This is a genomic window from Ruegeria marisflavi (genome assembly GCF_025673445.1).
GTDB classification, from domain to species: Bacteria; Pseudomonadota; Alphaproteobacteria; order Rhodobacterales; family Rhodobacteraceae; genus Ruegeria_B; species Ruegeria_B marisflavi.
Map to the genome: position 1 here is coordinate 97,558 of NZ_JAOVQN010000015.1, position 18,419 is coordinate 115,976.

Sequence of the window (18,419 nt, forward strand, 5' to 3'; positions counted from 1 at the left end):
CATCAGCGGCCAGAACTGCTGTGAGCCGACGCTCCATGCGCGAGCCTCCCTTGCCAAAAAGGTTAGCAAGGAATGTGGAAACCTGTCCATCACAGCACAGTAAAATGCGCCGCCAATCTTAGCCGCGCGGCCACGGACCCGACGATCAGCCGAACGGATTCGGGGCCATCGGGCGGCCGGGCCGGATCGGCCCTCGGGGCAATCCCGGGACATCCGCGGGATTGCCGCCCAAAGCGTCGCCATCATCGTCGTCGATCAGGCAGTTTACCAGGAAATGCGCCGCCGGGCCGACAAGCGTGTCGTATTCTTGTCCGCGACCCGAGCCGATGTCCTCCAGCAGCTGCCGCGGTTTCGGACAATAGGCGAGTAGCCCGCCTTCTACATAGATCACCTCGTCTTGGCGAAAAGCCAGCGTTATCACCTCGAACGTGCCGGGGGGAATGCCGGCTTCGATACCGCGAAAGCCTCGCAGGTAGCGTGCGGGAACAACAGCATAGGGATCGCCGCAGGCATCCAGCGCCGCCTCACATTCGACCAGCATCCCCTGGTCCGGCATCAGCCAGATATCGCGGCAGTTGTACAGGGCCCCTTCGGGCACCCGCATGGGTCGGTAGCGCGACGGCAGGCCGGTATCGGGCACAACAAGGCTTTCGCGCTGAATATCGGTGATGGATTGCATCGCGTTGTCAAAGGTCAGCACCTTGTCGCCGACCCTGAGCATCTCGACCGGCTTCCAGCCAAGGGTCGAGGCGATGCGGGTTCCAGCCAGCAACCCGGTATGCCCGGTAATGAGCAATCCATCCAGAGCCGCAAACGACTCGATCCTCGCCGGGTTGTCACCCGGCCTTTTCGTCTTCCATCCGAACACGCGCGCCCATCCTTGTTGTGGCAGCAGCAAGATCTTCGCTTGCCGGATTAACCAAGTTGTCCAGTCACGAAACCAGATTCGAGCGATCTAAAAATGCCGGGAACGGGGCAATACTCTGGCATTGTCCTGCACTGTCCGGGTAATGCCCTTCCTCCATGAGACATTGGCTACAGGCGAGCAACAGATCACCAACTCACCCAAAGGTATAGTCAAACCGAGCGATGTCTTCGGCGCAGGCCCGCGCCAGGGATGCAGCACTGTCCTCGGAGTAGAAACTGCGATAGTCCGCCGCCCTGTCCGACCGGTTTTCATGCGGCAGGTCTAAGGCAAAGCCCAGATGGCGGGTGAGCGGTGCCAGATCCTCGGACAGGTGTTCCAGACGGACATAAGTCGCGCATTGCTCGACCCCGTCGGCTCGGCGCATGTAGCTGGCCGCCGGGTTGGCGGCAAAGGTGGCCAACGTTGCCGGGTCGGTCACAAAGCGGTCGAACGGGGCCTGTTTCGCCAGATGCACCGCAGGATGGTCGAACCGCTGCCCCCGCAGCCAGTGGTAGTAGCTGACCGCCCGGTCCCAGGGATTGCGCACAAGGGTAAAGGCGAACAGCCCATCCAGCATCCCGGGGGCGAGCAACCCGTCGATATCGGCCAGGGTCGAGTGTTTCCAGAGCCGCCCGCGTGTCTGCGCCCCTTTCAACCTGCCACGCCGCCGGATCGCCTTGGGCGTATCGCCGATCAGGATATCGTCCTTCATCGCGCGCGCTTCGAGCGCCGTGGCCAGCGAGGTGCCACCCGTCTTGGGGATATGCACGAAGATATAGCCGCGACCGGGTGAAATGATCATGGCGCCACGCTAGCCGGGTGGACGGCGGCGCTCAAGCCGATCTGAGCGCGATGATCACGCCCGCCACTACGATCAGGCCGATCCCCAGGATCTGCCATGGGCCAAGCCCTACGCCGAAGACTACCCAGGCAAAGAGCGGCCCGAAGATCATCACCGAGAACTCGAAGACCGACACATAAGACGGCTCGCCCAGTTGGTAGGCCTTGATCAACATGAATACGGCGGTTGACGAGCCGACCGCCTGCATCACCACCCAGGGCAGCGCATCGGTCATCGGCCAGATCCAGCCGCGCGTCACAAATCCCGCCGCGCCCTCTGCCGCCGTGGCAGGGAACAGTGCCAGCCAGCCAAGCCCCGCCAGCCCGGTCAGGCCTAGCGCAGTGACCATCGCCCCCAACAGAGCGGCGGTGCTTTCTTGCGCGCATTTGGCCCGGGTCACCACCGCGCCGAGCGCATAGAAGAAACCGCCTGCGACGGGCACCAGAATGGTGGCGTCGAATGTCGCCGGATCCGGTTGCAGGACAAAGAGAATACCCACGAAGCCGATCACAACGGCGATGATCCGCCAGGGACCGATCCGCTGGCGCAAACCAAAGGCGGTGATCAGAAGAACGAAGATCGGCGAGGTGAAGAGACCCGCCAATGCCTGGGCGATGGACATCAGCGACAGTGCACTGAAGTAGAACAGCATCGCCACGGTCAGAAGCAGGCTGCGCAGGATCACCCAATTCATCCGGCGGGGCCTCATGGTACCCAGCCCAAATATGGACATGAAGAGTACCAGCGGCAGCATCATCGCGGCCCGGGTGAAATGGAACTGCCACAGCCCGATGGTTTCGGCCAGACGGATCACGTAGTTGTCGATCACGCCGATGATCGACATTGCCGCAACCATAAGAAAGGCCGCGGCAATCGGAGCGGATGGGGATTCTGCCTGCATCTTCATGGAGTAATCAGAGATGGTCTGCGGAACTTGCCCGCCAGCGACATCCGCTCTGGAATTGCGACCACCGGGTAACGCAAGGCGTTTGATGCTGGCGCAGCTTGCGTGTACTCTGCAAAAAAACAAAGACGAGCAACCCAGACCCCTGCATGACAGCCCTCAAGCAATACGAGCGGATCGAAGCCACCGGGCTGTGGCGGCCTTCTCCGGACGAGCAGCGCCGCGAAGTCGTGGTGTCGATCGGCGAAGCAACGCTGACGATCTCGGACTTCAATGATCGCGCCCTGACCCATTGGTCATTGGCCGCGCTGGAACGGCGCAATCCCGGTGAATACCCGGCGGTCTACAACCCCGATGGCGACCCGGGCGAGACGCTGGAACTGGCCGAGACGGAAACGACGATGATTGCCGCAATCGACCGATTGCAACGCGCGATCGAGACCGCGCGCCCGCATCCGGGGCGGATCCGCTGGATCTCGGTCGGGGTGGTCGTGGCGGTGGTTCTGGCTGTTCTGACGCTGTGGTTGCCGGGCACGATGCGCCGGCATGTCGTCTCGGTCGTGCCCGACATCAAGCGGCAGGACATCGGCCGTTCGGTGCTGGGCCGGATCGAGCGGGTGACCGGGCGGACCTGTGGCAACGAAGAGACCGATCAGGTGCTGGCCAAGCTGGCCCAGCGCACCGGCGTGCGTCGCCTGGTGGTGGTGCCCGGCGGGCTGGCGGCCAGCCTCTATCTGCCCGGCGGCATCGTCGTTCTGAACCACTCCCTGATCGAGGATTTCGAGGACAGTTCGGTTGTTGCCGGGTTCATATTGGCCGAACGATCCCGCGCCCTGGCGCGGGATCCGCTGGACGAACTCTTGTACCGGGCCGGGTCAATGGCGTCGTTCCGGCTACTGACAACCGGCGGTCTGACCCCAGAGATCCTGGACAGCTATGCCGAGCGCGTTCTGGCGGAACCGCGTCCGGATGTGCCTGACGAGGATCTGCTGGCGATCTTTTCGCAAGCCGCGATCCCGTCGTCACCCTATGCCTATGCCCGGGATATCACAGGCGAGGCAGTTCTGGGGCTGATCGAGGCCGACCCGATGACCGGCCGCACGCTGGAACCGGTCCTGGCCGACCGCGATTGGGTGCGGTTGCAGGGCATCTGTGGCAGCTGACAAAGGATCGGATGCCAAAGACGGCCCATGCCCGGCTTGATTTCAGCGACTGGGACGTTTCGGCGTCTGCGTCGACTGATAGACAGCGCCGGGCACGTTGCGAGTGGATAGCCGAAGGTGGGCCGGCGGTTTGGCCATATTCCGATAGGAGCGTTCGCTATGGGTCACGGTGATGGTCCGCGGCGCGGTTTCTACCGGCAACAAGGTACGCGGCAGATCGTTCGACCAGAGCGCATTCATCTGCGCATCGCCTTCGGCCGTGCGGACGCCGCGCATCGGATTCAGCCGACCATCCTTGCGGTCAACTGCGCGGAACCCTTGTGGCGTGACATAGGTGCTTTGGATGATGGCGGGCCGCAGGGTCCGCTCGGCCCGGTGCGGATTCAGGCGATCATCGGTCCATACGCTGCGGTAGCCCACCGGAACGACGACGTTGGTCGTGTTCTGGCGCTTGTCGTAGATATGTTTCGGAACGATCCTGGTTTCGAGCGATACAGATACACCAGCCTTGCCCGCAACAGAATTTCCGGCATCAAGCGATGACCCCTTACGCAAGGGGCCGTATGTGACCGGCGACTGGGCTTGTGGGCCACAGCGGACCCCGGTCTGGTTGATGTAGCGCTGGCTGAGCGCCGAGGCATCCGGGCAGCCAACACCCGAGGATGGCGCGGCGGCAGGGGCGATGGAGCGGGGTGCTACCTGGCTCGGCGCAGATGCGGCAACCGGCGCGACCACAACCGGGCGAGCCGTAGTAGTGCGAGTAGTCGGCACCACAGCCGGTTTCGCCGCTACTGGCCTGACAACCTGTGGTTCCGGGCTGGTAGTCGCGGCCGCGACCGTACTGACCTGCGGCTGTGCCTTTGTTCTTGTTGGTTTCGGGGCGACTGTAGCTGCTGGCTGATCCAGCGTGATGAGCTCGGGCGCGGCTTGTTGCGGGGCGGTGCTGGTGCTGCCTGCCACGGCACTCGGCTGAAATCCGCAAATCTGCTTTCGCTCGCGCGACACCCGCGGCACCCAGGTCACATTGCCGTCGATACCCGCCCGAATGAAGATACAGCCACGGCTGTCAACGTATTGTTTTCCCTTGTAGGACGCGGGCGGATACTCTGCCGGAGGCGTGGCAACCCGCAATGTCTGAGCGTTCAGCGAACTGAAACCAATACTCAGGCCAATGACCGCAACCGAAACAATCCTTGTAACTCTCATGCCTGCCCCCACAAGATGTGGAGGAAAGATGCCGCAAAACCCATTGACAGTAAAGCGACACTTGCCGCAGATTCACCCTATTTCGTGCCGAACATGCGGTCCCCGGCATCGCCGAGACCGGGCATGATATAGCCTTTGGAGTTCAGTGCTCGGTCCAACGATGCAGTGACGATAGACACATCCGGGTGTGCCTCCTTCATCCGCGCGACACCTTCGGGCGCCGCGAGCAGGCACAAAAACCGGATGTCGGTGGCGCCAGCTTGTTTCAGCAGGTCGATGGCCGCGGCAGAACTGTTGCCGGTGGCCAGCATCGGGTCGACAACAATCACCATTCGATCTTGCAACCCCTCTGGCACTTTAAAGTAATATTGCACCGGTTGCAGCGTTTTCTCGTCTCGGTAAAGGCCGACAAAGCCGACCCGTGCCGAAGGTACCAGTTCCAGCACACCATCCAGCATGCCGTTGCCTGCCCGCAGGATCGACACCAGCGCCAGCTTCTTACCTGCAAGGATCGACGCATCCATCTCTTCGAGCGGGGTCTCGATGCCGCGTGTCGTCAACGGCAACTCGCGGGTGACCTCATAAGCCAGTAGCAATGTGATCTCGCGCAGGAGTTGCCGGAAAGAGGCGGTCGATGTGCCCTTGTCGCGCATGAGCGTCAGCTTGTGCTGCACCAGCGGATGGTCGACGACGGTCAGATGTTGGCTCATGATGTCTCCAGTCTTTTTGCAACCCGGCTTCGGGTGTCTTCATCGCAGAATGCCGCACTGAGCGCGGTGGCGTTCAGGTCGGCAAAATCCTCAGCCCCCCAGCCAAAGGCCTTGGCCAGCATCTCATACTCCCGCCGCATCGTGGTATGGAAAAACGGTGGATCGTCGGTGGATACGGTGACGCGGACGCCCGCATCGCGCAGCCGCGCGATGGGATGGGCCGCAAACGAGGGGTAGAGGCCCAGCACCACGTTCGAGCCGGGACAGACCTCGAGCGTGATGCCGCGGTCGGCCAGTTCATGTACCAGATCGGCGTCCTCGATAGCGCGCACGCCATGGCCGATGCGCTCGACCCCCAGCAGGCGTACCGCGTCTCGCACGCTGTCGGGCCCGCCAAATTCGCCCGCATGGGTGGTGAGCCTCAGCCCCGCCTCACGCGCGCAGTCAAAGGACCAGCCGAAATCGCCCTGTTTGCCCACGCCCTCGTTGCCCCCCATGCCAAACCCCACGATCCAGTCGCCCGCCGTCTCGGCGGCACAGCGCGCGGCGCGCTTGGCTTGATCGGGGCCGAAATGACGCACACAAGTGACAATGCCACGCAGAGTGATGCCCAGTTTCGCCTCGGCCGCATCCGCCGCATCGCGGATGGCGGCAAGGTAATCGCGCCAGGCGGCGACATCGCCGCCGCCACAGAAATCGGGGCTGAGGAAGGTCTCGGAATAGACCACCCCGTTCTCGGCGCTTTGTTCCAAGATGGCCCAGGTCAGGCGGCGGAATTCCTCGGGTCCGGTCAACACCGAGGAAGCGGCCTCGTAGATGCTCAGGAAATGGGTGAAATCGCGGAAATCATAGGACCCATCGGGCTTGAAGATGCCGCGCAGGTCGATCTTTTTCTCATGCGCCAGCTGCCGGATCAGGGCCGGCGGTGCAGCACCTTCGTGGTGCAGGTGCAATTCGACCTTGGGCAGGTCGGCGACCGGGGGTTGTTCTTCGCTCACAGAAAACTCCTCCCCGGTCCCTGTGCCGGAATACCCAGATGCGCCGCAACCGAGGCGGCGATATCGGCGAAATTCACCTGTACGATCTGCCCTGCCCCGCGCCCGACGACCAGCACCGGCACCTGTTCGCGGGTGTGATCGGTGCCAGACCAGCTGGGGTCGTTGCCATGATCGGCGGTCAGAACCATCAGATCGCCGGGGCGCAGGCTTTGCAGGATTTTCCCGATCTCGCGGTCGAACCACTCCAGCGCGCGAGCATATCCGCTGATGTCGCGGCGGTGGCCATAAAGGCTGTCGAATTCCACGAAATTGGCGAAGGTCAGGCTGCCCTCTTCGGCGGTGGCGACCAGCCGGGCGAGATGGGTCATCAGCTCGGCATCCGACCCTTTGACCACATCGTCGATCCCCTGCATCGAGAAGATATCGCCGATCTTGCCCACCCCATGCACGCGGCGGCCCGCATCCTTTGCCCAGTTGGTCAGCACCGGCGCGGGTGGGGTGATGGCGAAATCCTTGCGGTTGGTGGTGCGGGTGAACCCGGTTTCGGGCGAGCCGACGAAAGGTCGCGCGATCACCCGCCCGACTTTCATTTCGTGCAGGCGCGGCGCGACGGCCTTGCACAGCGCCAGCAACCGGTCGAGGCCAAAGGTTTCCTCATGAGCGGCGATCTGCAACACACTGTCGGCGGAGGTGTAGCAGATCGGCTTGCCAGTATGCATGTGCTCGACCCCATGGCGGTCGATGATCACCGTGCCCGAGGCATGGCAATTGCCCAGGATGCCGTCGCTGCCGGCGGCCTCGGCCACCGCCTGTACCAGATTATCCGGAAAGGCGGGAATAGTATCAGGAAAATAGTGCCAGTCCCACGGCACCGGCAGGCCCGCCAGTTCCCAATGACCCGAGGGCGTATCCTTGCCCCGGCTGTGTTCGCGGGCGCAGCCCCAGAGGCCCGAGGGGTCCGCCGCCAGCCCCGGTGTGGCCGCGCCCGAGGCGAGCCGGGTGGCGGCACCAAGGCCCAGCCGGTCGAGATGGGGCAGATGCAGCGGGCCGCTGCGCCCCTCTTCCGCGTCACCGCGCGCGCAGGCCTGGGCAATATGAGCCAGCGTGTTGGCGCCGGTATCGGGCCGATCGCCGTTGAAGAAGGTATCGGCATCAGGTGCACCACCGATGCCGACAGAATCCATCACCACGAGAAAGGCGCGCGTCATGGTGTGATCCTTTCATGGATCAGCGGTGGCAGCTTGCCGGGCGTCTCCTCGATGGTGATCGCGGCGCGCAGCGCCGCCTCTGCGGCCTCTGCCGCCTCTTGCCTTGCGGCGTGGATGGTGGCGAGCGGGGTTCCGGTGCTGACCGATGAGCCCAGACGGATCACGCGGGAAAGGCCGACCGAAGGATCGACGGTATCGCTTTCGACCTGCCGCCCGCCGCCCAGCGCCACAACGGCAAGGCCCAGCGCCTCGCCGTCGATGGCGGTGACATAGCCTGACGCGTGGGCGGGAACCTCGCGGATAACGGTCGACTCGGGTAGGAACCGCTGCCAGTTTTCGACGAACTGCACCGGCCCGCCGACAGCCGCGATCATGCGGCCAAAGCGGTCGGCTGCGCGCCCGTCGGCGATGATGGCCCGGATCAGGTCGGCGCCGCTGGCCGCATCCGGTGCCAGCCCTGCGTCAGAGAGCAGCACGCCGCCCAGTTCCGCCGAAAGTTGCGCAAGCGGGTCGTCGGCACGGCCAGAGGTCAGCACCCGCATCACCTCACCCACCTCGAGCGCGTTTCCGAGGCTGGGCGCCAGCGGCTGGCTCATATCGGTGATCAGGGCCGAGGTGCGGCACCCGGCGGCATTGGCGGTCTCGGTCAGGGCGCGGGCCAGGGCGCGCGCTTCGTCCGGCGACTTCATGAACGCGCCGCTGCCCAGTTTCACGTCCAGCACCAGCGCGTCGGGGCTGGCGGCCAGTTTCTTGGACAGGATCGAGGCGGTGATCAGATCGAGGCTTTCGACCGTGGCCGTCACATCGCGGATGGCATAAAGCCGCTTGTCGGCGGGTGCGATGCGCGCGGTGGCGCCGACAATGGCGGCCCCGGTGTCGCGAACCACCTGCGTCAGCCGGTCAGGCCCGAGTTGAGTGGTGACGCCGGGGATCGCTTCCATCTTGTCGAGCGTGCCGCCGGTATGGCCCAGCCCCCGGCCCGAGATCATCGGCACATAGGCGCCGCATTCGGCAAGCGCGGGCGCCAGCACCAGACTGACGCAATCGCCCACCCCGCCCGTGGAATGCTTGTCGATCACCGGCCCGTCAAAATCCCAGCTGAGCACATCACCGGTATCGCGCATGGCCAGCGTCAGCGCCGCGCGCCCCCCTGGGCCGAGCCGCCCCATGCAGACGCCCATGGCAAAGGCGCCTGCCTGAGCGTCGCTGACAGTGCCATCGGCGAGGCCCTGGGCAAACCATGTCAATTCAGCCGCACTCGGCACCTCGTGCCGTCTGAGCCGGGCAATGATGGCGCGGGCGTCCATGGCTCAGCTTTTGTCCATATGGGCCGCTCCAAAAGCGCCGGGCAGGAGTTGGCCAATGGTCATCGCGGTTTCAACGCCCTCCAGATTGGCCATGGTCACAACCACATCCGGGTCGCCGAATTCAGCCAGTTTCTGGCGGCAGCCACCGCAGGGCGGTACCGGTGCGGGGCTGTCCGCGACCACATAGACCTCGGTCAGCCGGGTTTCACCAGCGGCGACCATTGCGGCGATTGCCCCCGCTTCGGCACAGGTGCCTTCGGGATAGGCGATGTTTTCGACGTTACAACCGGAATAGACCGCGCCCGAGGCGGCCCGGATCGCCGCGCCCACCTTGAACCGGGAATAGGGCGCATGGGCGTTTTCACGAACGGTCAGGGCGGCGGATTTGAGGCTCATGGCGATTCCCCGGTTTTTGATCATCTGGTCGGAAATGCATACCCCATCCCGCATCCGCGCGCGAGGGGAACCGCCGGGCAAGGGGGCGCTGCCCCCGTCCTGCGGACGCCCCCGGAGTATTTTCGGCGAAATGACGCGGCTTTAGCCCAGCGTGGTGTTGAAGGTTCCGGGCAAGGTAACTTCAAGCAGCTCGATATCGTCGGAAGGGCCGGACAGGTAGGTGCGCATGCCCGGTGGAATCACAAAGGCATCGCCCTGTTCCAGCGGGTACGGATCGCGCCCCTCGCCCTCTAGCGTCACAGTGCCGTTCATCACGAAGGTGAACAGGATATCGGTGTCATGAGCGGCCCATTGCGGCGCACCCTGCCCCCGGCGCACCACCTGCACCCCGGCCACACCCTTGGTGTTGGCGGCGATGGTGGTGTCGCGGCAGACATAGCCCGGCAGGCGAAAGGGGGACCATTCGGCGCCCTCGGCGCGGTTGTAGACAAAGCGCTGGCCCTGCCACTCGCGGTCGGGGCGCAGGTGCGGGGTGGGCAGGGTCATCTCGTGATCGATCTCGGTGACATGTTCGGCGGGCACGCCGATCTCGATCACCTGCACGTTGTCGCTGGCCTCCAGCACCCGGTGGCGGATTTCGGGCGGCTGGATGAAGCAATCCCCGGCGGTCAGGCGCATCTTGTCGCCCTGATCCTCGTAGACGACGTCGACCCAGCCATGGATGCAGAAGATGAGCTGAAAGCCCACGCGGTGGAAATGCACCATGTCCGGCACTGGCCCACCGTCGGGGATGCGGATATGGCTGGCGATGATCGAGCCACCGAGGCGAGAAGGCACCAGATCGCGGTAATGCATGCCGGCGCGACCGATGATCCAGGGCGCCTGATCCTTGAGCCGGCGCACCACGAATGTGTGTTCGGTCTGTGGCATCACCAGGGGCGGGTGGCGCTCCTCTATCTCGATCCGTGTGCCGTTGGGCGCAATCAGGCTGCGCTGGCCATCGGCGAAACCGTCCGGATCCTCGGTGAGAATGCGCAGGGTGCCGGGCGACTCGGGCGCGCCCTTTTCGATGCGCAGGCGCAGGCCATGACCCGAAAACACCGCGATACGCGGGTCATCGGCAGGATAGATCATGTCCATCCGCATACCCAGAACCTTGGTGTAAAAGGGGATATCGTCGCGCAGCTCGTCCGTGGGCAGGCGCATTTCGGCGATCGTGTCGGTCATGGCTGTCTCCTCTTACCTGGGACAGTGGCCGTGAGGGTGACAATTTGCAATAACCCGCCTGCGACCTTGTAACCTGAAATGCCCTGTTCCCCTGCGTAAAGATATAGTTTAATGCTAAACTAGTTTCCCGAGGAGGAATTTGACGAGATGTCCGACCAGCCCAGCCTGCGCCAGGCGGCGCTTGATTACCACGCCTATCCGAAGCCCGGGAAACTGGAGATCCGCGCCACCAAGCCGATGGCCAATGGCCGCGACCTGGCGCGCGCCTATTCACCGGGCGTGGCCGAGGCCTGTCTGGAGATCAAGGCCGATGCCAGCACCGCCGAGACCTATACCGCGCGCGGCAATCTGGTGGCGGTGGTGTCGAACGGCACCGCGGTTCTGGGGCTGGGCAATATCGGCGCGCTGGCCTCGAAACCGGTGATGGAAGGCAAGGCGGTTCTGTTCAAGAAATTCGCGGGCATCGACTGTTTCGATATCGAGGTGAACGAGAGCGACCCGGAAAAGCTGGCCGATATCGTCTGCGCGCTGGAGCCGACATTCGGCGCCATCAACCTCGAAGACATCAAGGCGCCCGACTGTTTCATTGTCGAGAAGCTGTGCCGCGAGCGGATGAACATTCCGGTCTTTCATGACGACCAGCATGGGACCGCGATTGTGGTCGGGGCGGCGGCGCGCAACGCGCTGCATGTGGCGGGCAAATCATTTGCCGATATCAAGATCGTCTCGACCGGTGGCGGGGCGGCCGGGATCGCCTGCCTGAACATGTTGCTGAAACTTGGGGTGAAGCGGGAGAACATCTGGCTCTGCGATATTCACGGGCTGGTCTATGAGGGGCGTGTCGAGGACATGAACCCGCAAAAGGCGGCCTTTGCCCAGGCCACCGATCTGCGGACGTTGGACGATGTGGTAGAGGGCGCCGATCTGTTTCTGGGCCTGAGCGGGCCCAATGTGCTGACGCCCGAGATGGTGGCGCGCATGGCGAAACGGCCAATCATCTTTGCACTGGCCAACCCCACGCCCGAAATCCTGCCCGACGCGGCGCGCGCGGTCGCCCCGGACGCGATCATCGCAACCGGTCGCAGCGATTTCCCGAACCAGGTCAACAACGTCCTTTGCTTTCCCTTCATCTTTCGCGGGGCGCTGGATGTGGGCGCGACCGAGATCAACGATGCCATGCAGATCGCCTGTGTCGAAGGCATCGCCGAACTCGCCCGTATCACCACCAGCGCCGAGGCGGCGGCGGCCTATCAGGGCGAGCAGCTGACGTTCGGGGCTGACTACCTGATCCCCAAACCCTTTGACCCGCGACTTGTCGGAGTCGTCTCCTCTGCCGTGGCGCGCGCCGCGATGGAAAGCGGCGTGGCCCGCCGTCCAATCGCCGATCTGGAAGCCTATCGGCAGAAACTGAACCAGAGCGTGTTCAAATCCGCCCTGCTGATGCGCCCTGTCTTCGAGGCGGCGTCCAAGGCGGCGCGGCGGCTCGTCTTTGCCGAGGGCGAGGACGAACGGGTGCTGCGCGCGGCGCAGGCCATTCTGGAAGAGACCACCGAGACGCCGATCCTGATCGGCCGCCCCGAAGTGATCGAGGCGCGTTGCGAGAAGATGGGTCTGTCGGTGCGCCCGGGTCAGGATTTCCAGATCGTGAACCCGGAAAACGACCCGCGCTATTACGACTACTGGACGTCCTATCACCGGTTGATGGAGCGGCGCGGGGTGACCCCGGACATTGCAAAAGCGATCATGCGCACCAACACCACCGCCATCGGTGCCATCATGGTGCATCGGGGCGAGGCCGACAGCCTGATCTGTGGCACATTCGGCGAATACCGCTGGCATCTGAACTATGTCGAACAGGTGCTGGGCGGCAAGGATCTGCGCCCGCATGGCGCGTTGTCTCTGATGATCCTGGAAGACGGACCGCTCTTTATCGCCGACACCCATGTGCGCAGCCGCCCCAGCCCCGAAGAACTGGCCGAGATCACGTTGGGCGCCGCGCGTCATGTGCGCCGCTTTGGCATCGAACCGCAGATCGCCTTTTGCTCGCAATCGCAATTTGGCAACCAGGCCGAAGGCTCGGGCCTGCGGCTGCGGCAGGCGATTGAGATACTCGACAGTCGACCGCGCAATTTCACCTATGAGGGCGAAATGAACCTGGACAGCGCGCTGGACCCCGAACTGCGCCAGCGCATCTTTCCAAACTCGCGGCTGACAGGGGCGGCGAATGTGCTGATCTTTGCCCATGCGGATGCCGCAAGCGGTGTGCGCAACGTGCTCAAGATGAAGGCGGGCGGTATCGAGGTGGGGCCGATCCTTATGGGCATGGGCAACCGGGCGCATATCGTGACGCCCTCGATCACCGCGCGCGGGTTGTTGAACATGGCGGCCATTGCGGGAACGCCGGTGGCCCATTACGGTTGATCCTTGGGGCGGCACTTTGGCCGTTCAAAGGGAGAGACCGGGATGAAGGGACATTGCCATTGCGGCGCGGTCCATTGGCAGAGCGACGGTAAGGTCGCCTGGAGTTGCTATTGCCACTGCGCCGATTGCCGCCGCAATTGCGCCGCCCCGGTCACCGCGTTTTTCGGCCTGCCCCATGACAGCGTTCAGTGGGGCGGCGACGCCCCGCGCATCTACCGCTCGTCCGACCGGGTCGAGCGGCTGTTCTGCGGCACCTGCGGCACTCAGATGGCCTATCGCAACGCCGATGATCGGGTGAACATTCATCTTTACACGGCGACATTGGAGGACCCGTCGGTTCTGCCTCCCCGGTTTCACGTATTCCACGCCGCACGACTTCCCTGGCTTGAATTGAAGGACGACCTGCCCCGGTTCGACCGCACTCCAGGCTGAACCCGATTCCACGCTATTTGCAGTTCGAAAATTTGCAGTTTTGCAAAATAGCTGTATTTTCCGTCAAAACGAGGCTCAAACGGCATCTTTGCAAAAATTTGCAGGCCGATCCAGGCCATCTCTGCAAATTTATTGCGATAATGTGACGCTACGTCCGTTGACCGGCTTGCCCGATTGCAGCGCTATGCCTAACACACCATCCAGCCGAACGTGAGGAGGACGCCATGGCATATCAGGACGTATACGAGAGCTGGAAGAGCGATCCCGAAGCCTTCTGGATGGAAGCCGCCAAGAGCATCGACTGGGTCGAGGCGCCCAGCCGCGCGCTCGATGACAGCAACGCGCCGCTCTATGAATGGTTCACGGATGCCAAAGTCAACACCTGCTGGAACGCGGTGGACCGTCATGTCGAGGCCGGTCGTGGCGAGCAGACCGCCATCATCTATGACAGCCCGATCACCCACACCAAGCGGCAGATATCTTACGTCGAACTGCGCAACCGGGTGGCAATGCTGGCCGGTGCCCTGCGCGCCAAGGGTGTGGAAAAGGGTGACCGCGTCATCATCTACATGCCGATGATCCCCGAGGCGCTCGAGGCGATGCTGGCCTGCGCCCGTCTGGGCGCGATCCATTCGGTAGTGTTCGGCGGCTTTGCCGCCAATGAACTGGCGGTGCGCATCGACGATGCCCGGCCCAAGGCGATCATCGCCGCCTCTTGCGGGTTGGAGCCGGGCCGCGTGGTGCATTACAAGCCCCTCCTCGACGGCGCCATCGAACTGGCCAGGCACAAGCCCGAGTTCTGCGTCATCTTCCAGCGCGAGCAGGAAGTGGCCAAGCTGATCGAGGGGCGCGATTTCAACTGGCACGGCTTCCAGTACGGTGTCGAACCGGCCGAATGCGTGCCGGTCGAAGGTAACCACCCGGCCTATATTCTCTATACCTCTGGTACCACCGGCGCGCCCAAGGGCGTGCTGCGCCCGACTGCGGGCCATCTGGTTGCGCTGAACTGGACGATGAAGAACATTTATAACGTCGATCCAGGCGATGTGTTCTGGGCGGCATCCGATGTGGGCTGGGTCGTTGGCCACAGCTATATCTGCTATGGCCCGCTGATCCACGGCAATACCACCATCGTGTTCGAGGGCAAGCCCGTGGGCACCCCCGATGCGGGCACCTTCTGGCGGGTGATTTCCGAGCACAAGGTCAAGAGCTTCTTTACCGCCCCCACCGCGATCCGCGCCGTCAAGCGCGAGGATCCCAAGGGCGAGATGCTGGCGAAATACGACCTGAGCTGCCTCAAGGCGCTGTATCTGGCGGGTGAACGGGCCGACCCGGATACTATCGTCTGGGCGCAAAAGGCGCTGGGTGTGCCGGTGATCGACCACTGGTGGCAGACCGAGACCGGTTGGGCCATCGCCGGCAACCCGTTGGGGATCGAGGAATTGCCGGTCAAGCTAGGCTCTCCCGCCAAAGCGATGCCGGGTTATGACGTGCAGATTCTTGACGAGGGCGGCCACCAGATGAAACCCGGCGAATTGGGCGCCATCGCGGTGAAACTGCCGCTGCCGCCGGGCACCCTACCGGGTCTGTGGAATGCCGAGGCGCGGTTCAGGAAATCCTATCTGGAGCATTTCCCCGGCTATTACGAAACCGGTGACGCCGGCATGATCGACGAGGACGGATACCTCTATATCATGGCGCGCACTGATGACGTGATCAACGTCGCGGGCCACCGCCTATCCACCGGCGGCATGGAGGAAGTGCTGGCCAGCCACGAGGACGTGGCCGAATGCGCGGTGATCGGCGTCAGCGACGATCTCAAGGGTCAGATGCCGCTGGGGTTCCTCTGCCTCAACAACGGTTGCAACCGCGACCATGCGGAAGTGGTGAAAGAGGTGGTCAAGCTGGTGCGCGACAAGATCGGCCCCGTAGCGGCCTTTAAACTGGCCGTGGTGGTCGACCGCCTGCCCAAGACCCGCTCGGGCAAGATCCTGCGCGGCACCATGGTGTCGATCGCCGATGGCAAGGAATACAAGATGCCCGCCACGATCGACGATCCGGCCATCCTGGACGAGATCAAGGTCGCGCTGCAAACGCTGGGCTATGCCAAGTGACGATCTCGGTCAGCTTGCCGTGATGACATAACCCTGCATTTTCGCCTTGACCGCGCCCGTTCCGAAACGGGCGCGGATTTCTTCTGTCGCGGCCTCGATGATCCGCCGGACCATGGCCTCACCATGCGGGGCGATCTCGCCATACATCGGGGTGCCCCTCACATAGGCGATGGCCGGATGCGACGGATCGGGCGCGCGGCTGGTCGCCGTGACCTTGTCGATGACGACATGCCTGAATCCGGCCTGCTCCAGCTCTGCACGGATACGCTCGGGGTATCCGTGGCCATGTGGCGTGCGCGCCAGGAAATGCGGCGGCGTGGCGGGCAGCAGGGTCGAGGCGACCTCGGTCACGACCTGCGCGAATTCGTTGTGCTCGATCCCGTCCCAGATATTGAAAAGGAACCGCCCGTCGGGCCGCAGAACGCGCCGCGCTTCGGCATAGCCGCGAACCCGGTCAGGAAAGAACATCGCGCCAAACTGGCAACAGACCGCATCAAAGCTCTGATCCTCGAAAGGCAGGGCAAGCGCGTCGGCGGGTTGCCAGCTGATGCGGCTATCTTCGCCCTGAATCGCGCGGGCGCGGTCAAGCATCGGCGGATTGAGGTCGGTCACCACGTATCGGGCGTCCCGGGACAGCAGCGGCGCCAGGGCGCGGGTAACAACCCCGCTGCCCGCCGCAGTTTCCAGAACATCGTGGACAAGATGGCTGGCAACGCGCTGCGCCAGGTCATCGGCGTAATGCGTAAAGATCAGCGGAACCAGATAGCTGTCGTATATGTCGGGTATGTCGCCGGCAAAGGCCGTGTCGTTCGCGGTCATCGTACCCTCCCCCGAGGTGACGGCGCGATCATAGCACAAAACCGGCACGGACTGAGCGAAGTCTTTACGAGACCCCAAGAAACTGTGATCGAATGTATCCGCTCGCCCGGTTGCCAGATATCGCGCGGCTTTCTAGCCTTTGCGGGAACCCGACAGAACAGAGGAGATGCCGATGCGCGCATTGCTGTCTGCCTTGGCCTGCTGCCTTGCCCTGCCCGCCGCCGCGGCCGAGGGGCATCGCATCCAGGTCACCGGCGAATTGATCGATACCTGGTGTTACTACTCCGGTGTCATGGGCGGCCCCGAGGCGGTGGTCGGCTCGGCCCACCACACCTGCGCCCTGTGGTGCTCGGCGGGTGGCATCCCGGTGGGATTGCAGGCCGAGGACGGTACCATCTACATGGTGCTCAAGATCGAGCAGGACGACCAGCTGGCCGGGGGCGATACCGCGCTCCGCCTTGCCTCGCATATGGTCGAGGCAGACGGGATGCATTACGAGCGTGACGGTATCAACTATCTGATCGTCGACCAGGTGATCAGCGATCTGGGCATCACCAATCTCAACCACGAAGACTTTGGCCCCGTGCCCGGCTTCGCCATCCCGGAGCCCAAGGAATGAGACGGTTTTCCCTCGCGCTGGCGCTCTTGGCCAGCCCCGCCATGGCTCAGGATTTTTCGGCCGGTTCAACCGCAAACGCCTGGAACCTCTACGCCGAGAAACCGGCGTTCTTTGAGGCCAAGGTGGTCGATCTGCTCTGTGAGCTGACCGGCGACTGCCCGGCCGATTGCGGCGCGGGCAAGCGGCAGTTGGGCCTGTTGCGCAGCGTCGACAATGTCATGGTCCTGCCGCTCAAGAACGGGCAGCCGGTGTTTTCCGGCGCCGCTGCCGACCTGGCCCCCTATTGCGGCCAGACGGTTGAGGTGGACGGTTTAATGATCGACGACCCCGATCTGGGCGCCAAACATGTCTATCAGGTTCAGAAGATCCGCCTGCCCGGCGGCGAATGGGAGAAGGCCAACCGCTTTACCAAAGTCTGGGGTGCCGAGAATCCCGAGGCAGCCGGCGAAGGCCCGTGGTTCCGCCGCGATCCGCGCGTCAATAGCGAGATCGCCAAGGACGGGTATCTTGGTCTGGGGTTGGAAACCGACGAGGCATTCATCAAGGACTGGTTCTGATGCTGGCTCGACTGACCCTTGTGGCCGCCTTGCTGGCGGCCACGACATCGGGCGCGGGCAATGGCCCGCTGCCCTTCGCACTCGGCGGAGCGTTCGAATTGACTGATCAGTACAACCAGCGGCGCAGCCAAATTGACCCGGACGGGCATGGGCAGTTGCTGTTTTTCGGTTACGCCAACTGCCCCGGCATCTGTTCGGTCGCAATGCCGATGATGGCCGAAGCGGTGGATCGGCTGAAAGAAGAGGGGCGCACTGTCACGCCGGTGATGATTACCGTAGACCCCGAGCGTGACCAGCCCGGAACCATGGGTACGCCGCTGGCAAAATACCATGCAGATTTTGTCGGTCTGACCGGGACCGAAGCCGAATTGCGGACCGCCTATGACGCGTTTTCGGTTGAAAAGGAATTGGCCTATGTCGATCCGGAATACGGGCCAGTCTATACTCATGGCAGTTTTGTCTACCTGCTGAGCGCCGAGGGCAAGGTGCTGACCCTTGTGCCCCCGATCCTGACCTCGGACAGAGTGGTCGAACTGGCCAGGAAGTATCTACCGGAAGACACGAGGTGACCTTACGTCACTGATTTTCCT

The 18,419-nt window shown here is 63.4% G+C and carries 18 protein-coding genes; 7 read left to right on the forward strand and 11 right to left on the reverse strand.

Annotation, left to right across the window (positions count from 1 at the left end):
• Positions 1 to 145 precede the first annotated feature (145 nt).
• The 3 genes from OEZ49_RS15045 to OEZ49_RS15055 all read right to left on the reverse strand — a co-directional run bounded on the left by OEZ49_RS15045 (position 146) and on the right by OEZ49_RS15055 (position 2,655).
• The gene (locus tag OEZ49_RS15045; protein WP_263389082.1) at positions 146 to 868 is read right to left on the reverse strand and encodes a Hint domain-containing protein; all 723 of its coding nucleotides are present in this window, start codon (positions 866 to 868) and stop codon (positions 146 to 148) included.
• Between the two features lie 193 nt (positions 869 to 1,061).
• Positions 1,062 to 1,709, reverse strand: coding sequence for a sulfotransferase family protein (locus OEZ49_RS15050; RefSeq protein ID WP_263389083.1), 648 nt, complete (start codon positions 1,707 to 1,709; stop codon positions 1,062 to 1,064).
• 31 nt (positions 1,710 to 1,740) lie between these two features.
• The gene (locus OEZ49_RS15055) at positions 1,741 to 2,655 is read right to left on the reverse strand and encodes a DMT family transporter (protein WP_263389084.1); all 915 of its coding nucleotides are present in this window, start codon (positions 2,653 to 2,655) and stop codon (positions 1,741 to 1,743) included.
• Positions 2,656 to 2,801: 146 nt separating this feature from the next.
• Here OEZ49_RS15055 and OEZ49_RS15060 point away from each other — a divergent pair, with 146 nt between their 5' ends.
• A complete protein-coding gene (locus OEZ49_RS15060; protein WP_263389085.1) occupies positions 2,802 to 3,815 on the forward strand; it encodes a hypothetical protein in 1,014 nt (337 codons plus the stop codon).
• A gap of 42 nt (positions 3,816 to 3,857) precedes the next feature.
• Here OEZ49_RS15060 and OEZ49_RS15065 read toward each other — a convergent pair whose 3' ends face one another.
• The 7 genes from OEZ49_RS15065 to OEZ49_RS15095 form a co-directional block, all read right to left on the reverse strand.
• Positions 3,858 to 5,021: an SPOR domain-containing protein gene (locus OEZ49_RS15065; RefSeq protein WP_263389086.1), complete on the reverse strand. Its 1,164-nt coding sequence runs from the start codon at positions 5,019 to 5,021 to the stop codon at positions 3,858 to 3,860.
• Positions 5,022 to 5,098: 77 nt separating this feature from the next.
• A complete protein-coding gene (upp, locus tag OEZ49_RS15070; RefSeq protein ID WP_263389087.1) occupies positions 5,099 to 5,731 on the reverse strand; it encodes a uracil phosphoribosyltransferase in 633 nt (210 codons plus the stop codon).
• Positions 5,728 to 6,729 carry an adenosine deaminase gene (locus OEZ49_RS15075; protein WP_263389088.1) on the reverse strand — a complete coding sequence of 334 codons (1,002 nt, stop codon included), beginning with the start codon at positions 6,727 to 6,729 and terminating at the stop codon, positions 5,728 to 5,730. Before OEZ49_RS15075 ends, upp begins: the two co-directional genes overlap by 4 nt.
• Positions 6,726 to 7,937: a phosphopentomutase gene (locus OEZ49_RS15080; RefSeq protein WP_263389089.1), complete on the reverse strand. Its 1,212-nt coding sequence runs from the start codon at positions 7,935 to 7,937 to the stop codon at positions 6,726 to 6,728. The genes OEZ49_RS15075 and OEZ49_RS15080 overlap by 4 nt, the downstream gene beginning before the upstream one ends.
• The gene (locus tag OEZ49_RS15085; protein WP_263389090.1) at positions 7,934 to 9,244 is read right to left on the reverse strand and encodes a thymidine phosphorylase; all 1,311 of its coding nucleotides are present in this window, start codon (positions 9,242 to 9,244) and stop codon (positions 7,934 to 7,936) included. Before OEZ49_RS15085 ends, OEZ49_RS15080 begins: the two co-directional genes overlap by 4 nt.
• A gap of 3 nt (positions 9,245 to 9,247) precedes the next feature.
• On the reverse strand, positions 9,248 to 9,640 hold the full coding sequence (locus tag OEZ49_RS15090) for a cytidine deaminase (protein WP_397545673.1): 393 nt from the start codon (positions 9,638 to 9,640) through the stop codon (positions 9,248 to 9,250).
• Positions 9,641 to 9,781: 141 nt separating this feature from the next.
• Positions 9,782 to 10,867 carry a cupin domain-containing protein gene (locus OEZ49_RS15095; RefSeq protein ID WP_263389092.1) on the reverse strand — a complete coding sequence of 362 codons (1,086 nt, stop codon included), beginning with the start codon at positions 10,865 to 10,867 and terminating at the stop codon, positions 9,782 to 9,784.
• Between the two features lie 147 nt (positions 10,868 to 11,014).
• On the opposite strand from OEZ49_RS15095, the gene OEZ49_RS15100 reads away from it, so the two are divergent.
• From OEZ49_RS15100 to prpE, 3 genes are all read left to right on the forward strand, one after another.
• Positions 11,015 to 13,288, forward strand: a complete 2,274-nt coding sequence (locus tag OEZ49_RS15100; protein ID WP_263389093.1) for an NADP-dependent malic enzyme — start codon at positions 11,015 to 11,017, stop codon at positions 13,286 to 13,288.
• Positions 13,289 to 13,330: 42 nt separating this feature from the next.
• The gene (locus OEZ49_RS15105; protein ID WP_263389094.1) at positions 13,331 to 13,720 is read left to right on the forward strand and encodes a GFA family protein; all 390 of its coding nucleotides are present in this window, start codon (positions 13,331 to 13,333) and stop codon (positions 13,718 to 13,720) included.
• 224 nt (positions 13,721 to 13,944) lie between these two features.
• Positions 13,945 to 15,834, forward strand: coding sequence for a propionate-CoA ligase PrpE (gene prpE, locus OEZ49_RS15110; RefSeq protein WP_263389095.1), 1,890 nt, complete (start codon positions 13,945 to 13,947; stop codon positions 15,832 to 15,834).
• A gap of 9 nt (positions 15,835 to 15,843) precedes the next feature.
• Here the strand turns inward: prpE and OEZ49_RS15115 are convergent, their stop codons facing one another.
• Positions 15,844 to 16,653 carry a class I SAM-dependent methyltransferase gene (locus OEZ49_RS15115; protein WP_263389096.1) on the reverse strand — a complete coding sequence of 270 codons (810 nt, stop codon included), beginning with the start codon at positions 16,651 to 16,653 and terminating at the stop codon, positions 15,844 to 15,846.
• A gap of 172 nt (positions 16,654 to 16,825) precedes the next feature.
• On the opposite strand from OEZ49_RS15115, the gene OEZ49_RS15120 reads away from it, so the two are divergent.
• The 3 genes from OEZ49_RS15120 to OEZ49_RS15130 are packed head-to-tail and all read left to right on the forward strand — an operon-like array spanning position 16,826 to position 18,398.
• Positions 16,826 to 17,272 carry a hypothetical protein gene (locus OEZ49_RS15120; RefSeq protein ID WP_263389097.1) on the forward strand — a complete coding sequence of 149 codons (447 nt, stop codon included), beginning with the start codon at positions 16,826 to 16,828 and terminating at the stop codon, positions 17,270 to 17,272.
• The gene (locus OEZ49_RS15125) at positions 17,269 to 17,829 is read left to right on the forward strand and encodes a hypothetical protein (protein WP_263389098.1); all 561 of its coding nucleotides are present in this window, start codon (positions 17,269 to 17,271) and stop codon (positions 17,827 to 17,829) included. The genes OEZ49_RS15120 and OEZ49_RS15125 overlap by 4 nt, the downstream gene beginning before the upstream one ends.
• A complete protein-coding gene (locus tag OEZ49_RS15130; protein ID WP_263389099.1) occupies positions 17,829 to 18,398 on the forward strand; it encodes an SCO family protein in 570 nt (189 codons plus the stop codon). Before OEZ49_RS15125 ends, OEZ49_RS15130 begins: the two co-directional genes overlap by 1 nt.
• Positions 18,399 to 18,419: the final 21 nt, after the last annotated feature.

Excerpts from the sequence above, each read along its gene's own strand:
- OEZ49_RS15065 (WP_263389086.1), bottom strand. The coding sequence starts at position 5,021 with ATGAGAGTTACAAGGATTGTTTCGGTTGCGGTCATTGGCCTGAGTATT.
- OEZ49_RS15120 (WP_263389097.1), top strand. The coding sequence starts at position 16,826 with ATGCGCGCATTGCTGTCTGCCTTGGCCTGCTGCCTTGCCCTGCCCGCC.
- prpE (WP_263389095.1), top strand. The coding sequence starts at position 13,945 with ATGGCATATCAGGACGTATACGAGAGCTGGAAGAGCGATCCCGAAGCC.
- OEZ49_RS15055 (WP_263389084.1), bottom strand. The coding sequence starts at position 2,655 with ATGAAGATGCAGGCAGAATCCCCATCCGCTCCGATTGCCGCGGCCTTT.
- OEZ49_RS15050 (WP_263389083.1), bottom strand. The coding sequence starts at position 1,709 with ATGATCATTTCACCCGGTCGCGGCTATATCTTCGTGCATATCCCCAAG.
- OEZ49_RS15085 (WP_263389090.1), bottom strand. The coding sequence starts at position 9,244 with ATGGACGCCCGCGCCATCATTGCCCGGCTCAGACGGCACGAGGTGCCG.
- OEZ49_RS15060 (WP_263389085.1), top strand. The coding sequence starts at position 2,802 with ATGACAGCCCTCAAGCAATACGAGCGGATCGAAGCCACCGGGCTGTGG.
- OEZ49_RS15130 (WP_263389099.1), top strand. The coding sequence starts at position 17,829 with ATGCTGGCTCGACTGACCCTTGTGGCCGCCTTGCTGGCGGCCACGACA.
- OEZ49_RS15095 (WP_263389092.1), bottom strand. The coding sequence starts at position 10,867 with ATGACCGACACGATCGCCGAAATGCGCCTGCCCACGGACGAGCTGCGC.
- OEZ49_RS15115 (WP_263389096.1), bottom strand. The coding sequence starts at position 16,653 with ATGACCGCGAACGACACGGCCTTTGCCGGCGACATACCCGACATATAC.
- upp (WP_263389087.1), bottom strand. The coding sequence starts at position 5,731 with ATGAGCCAACATCTGACCGTCGTCGACCATCCGCTGGTGCAGCACAAG.
- OEZ49_RS15125 (WP_263389098.1), top strand. The coding sequence starts at position 17,269 with ATGAGACGGTTTTCCCTCGCGCTGGCGCTCTTGGCCAGCCCCGCCATG.
- OEZ49_RS15090 (WP_397545673.1), bottom strand. The coding sequence starts at position 9,640 with ATGAGCCTCAAATCCGCCGCCCTGACCGTTCGTGAAAACGCCCATGCG.
- OEZ49_RS15100 (WP_263389093.1), top strand. The coding sequence starts at position 11,015 with ATGTCCGACCAGCCCAGCCTGCGCCAGGCGGCGCTTGATTACCACGCC.
- OEZ49_RS15105 (WP_263389094.1), top strand. The coding sequence starts at position 13,331 with ATGAAGGGACATTGCCATTGCGGCGCGGTCCATTGGCAGAGCGACGGT.
- OEZ49_RS15080 (WP_263389089.1), bottom strand. The coding sequence starts at position 7,937 with ATGACGCGCGCCTTTCTCGTGGTGATGGATTCTGTCGGCATCGGTGGT.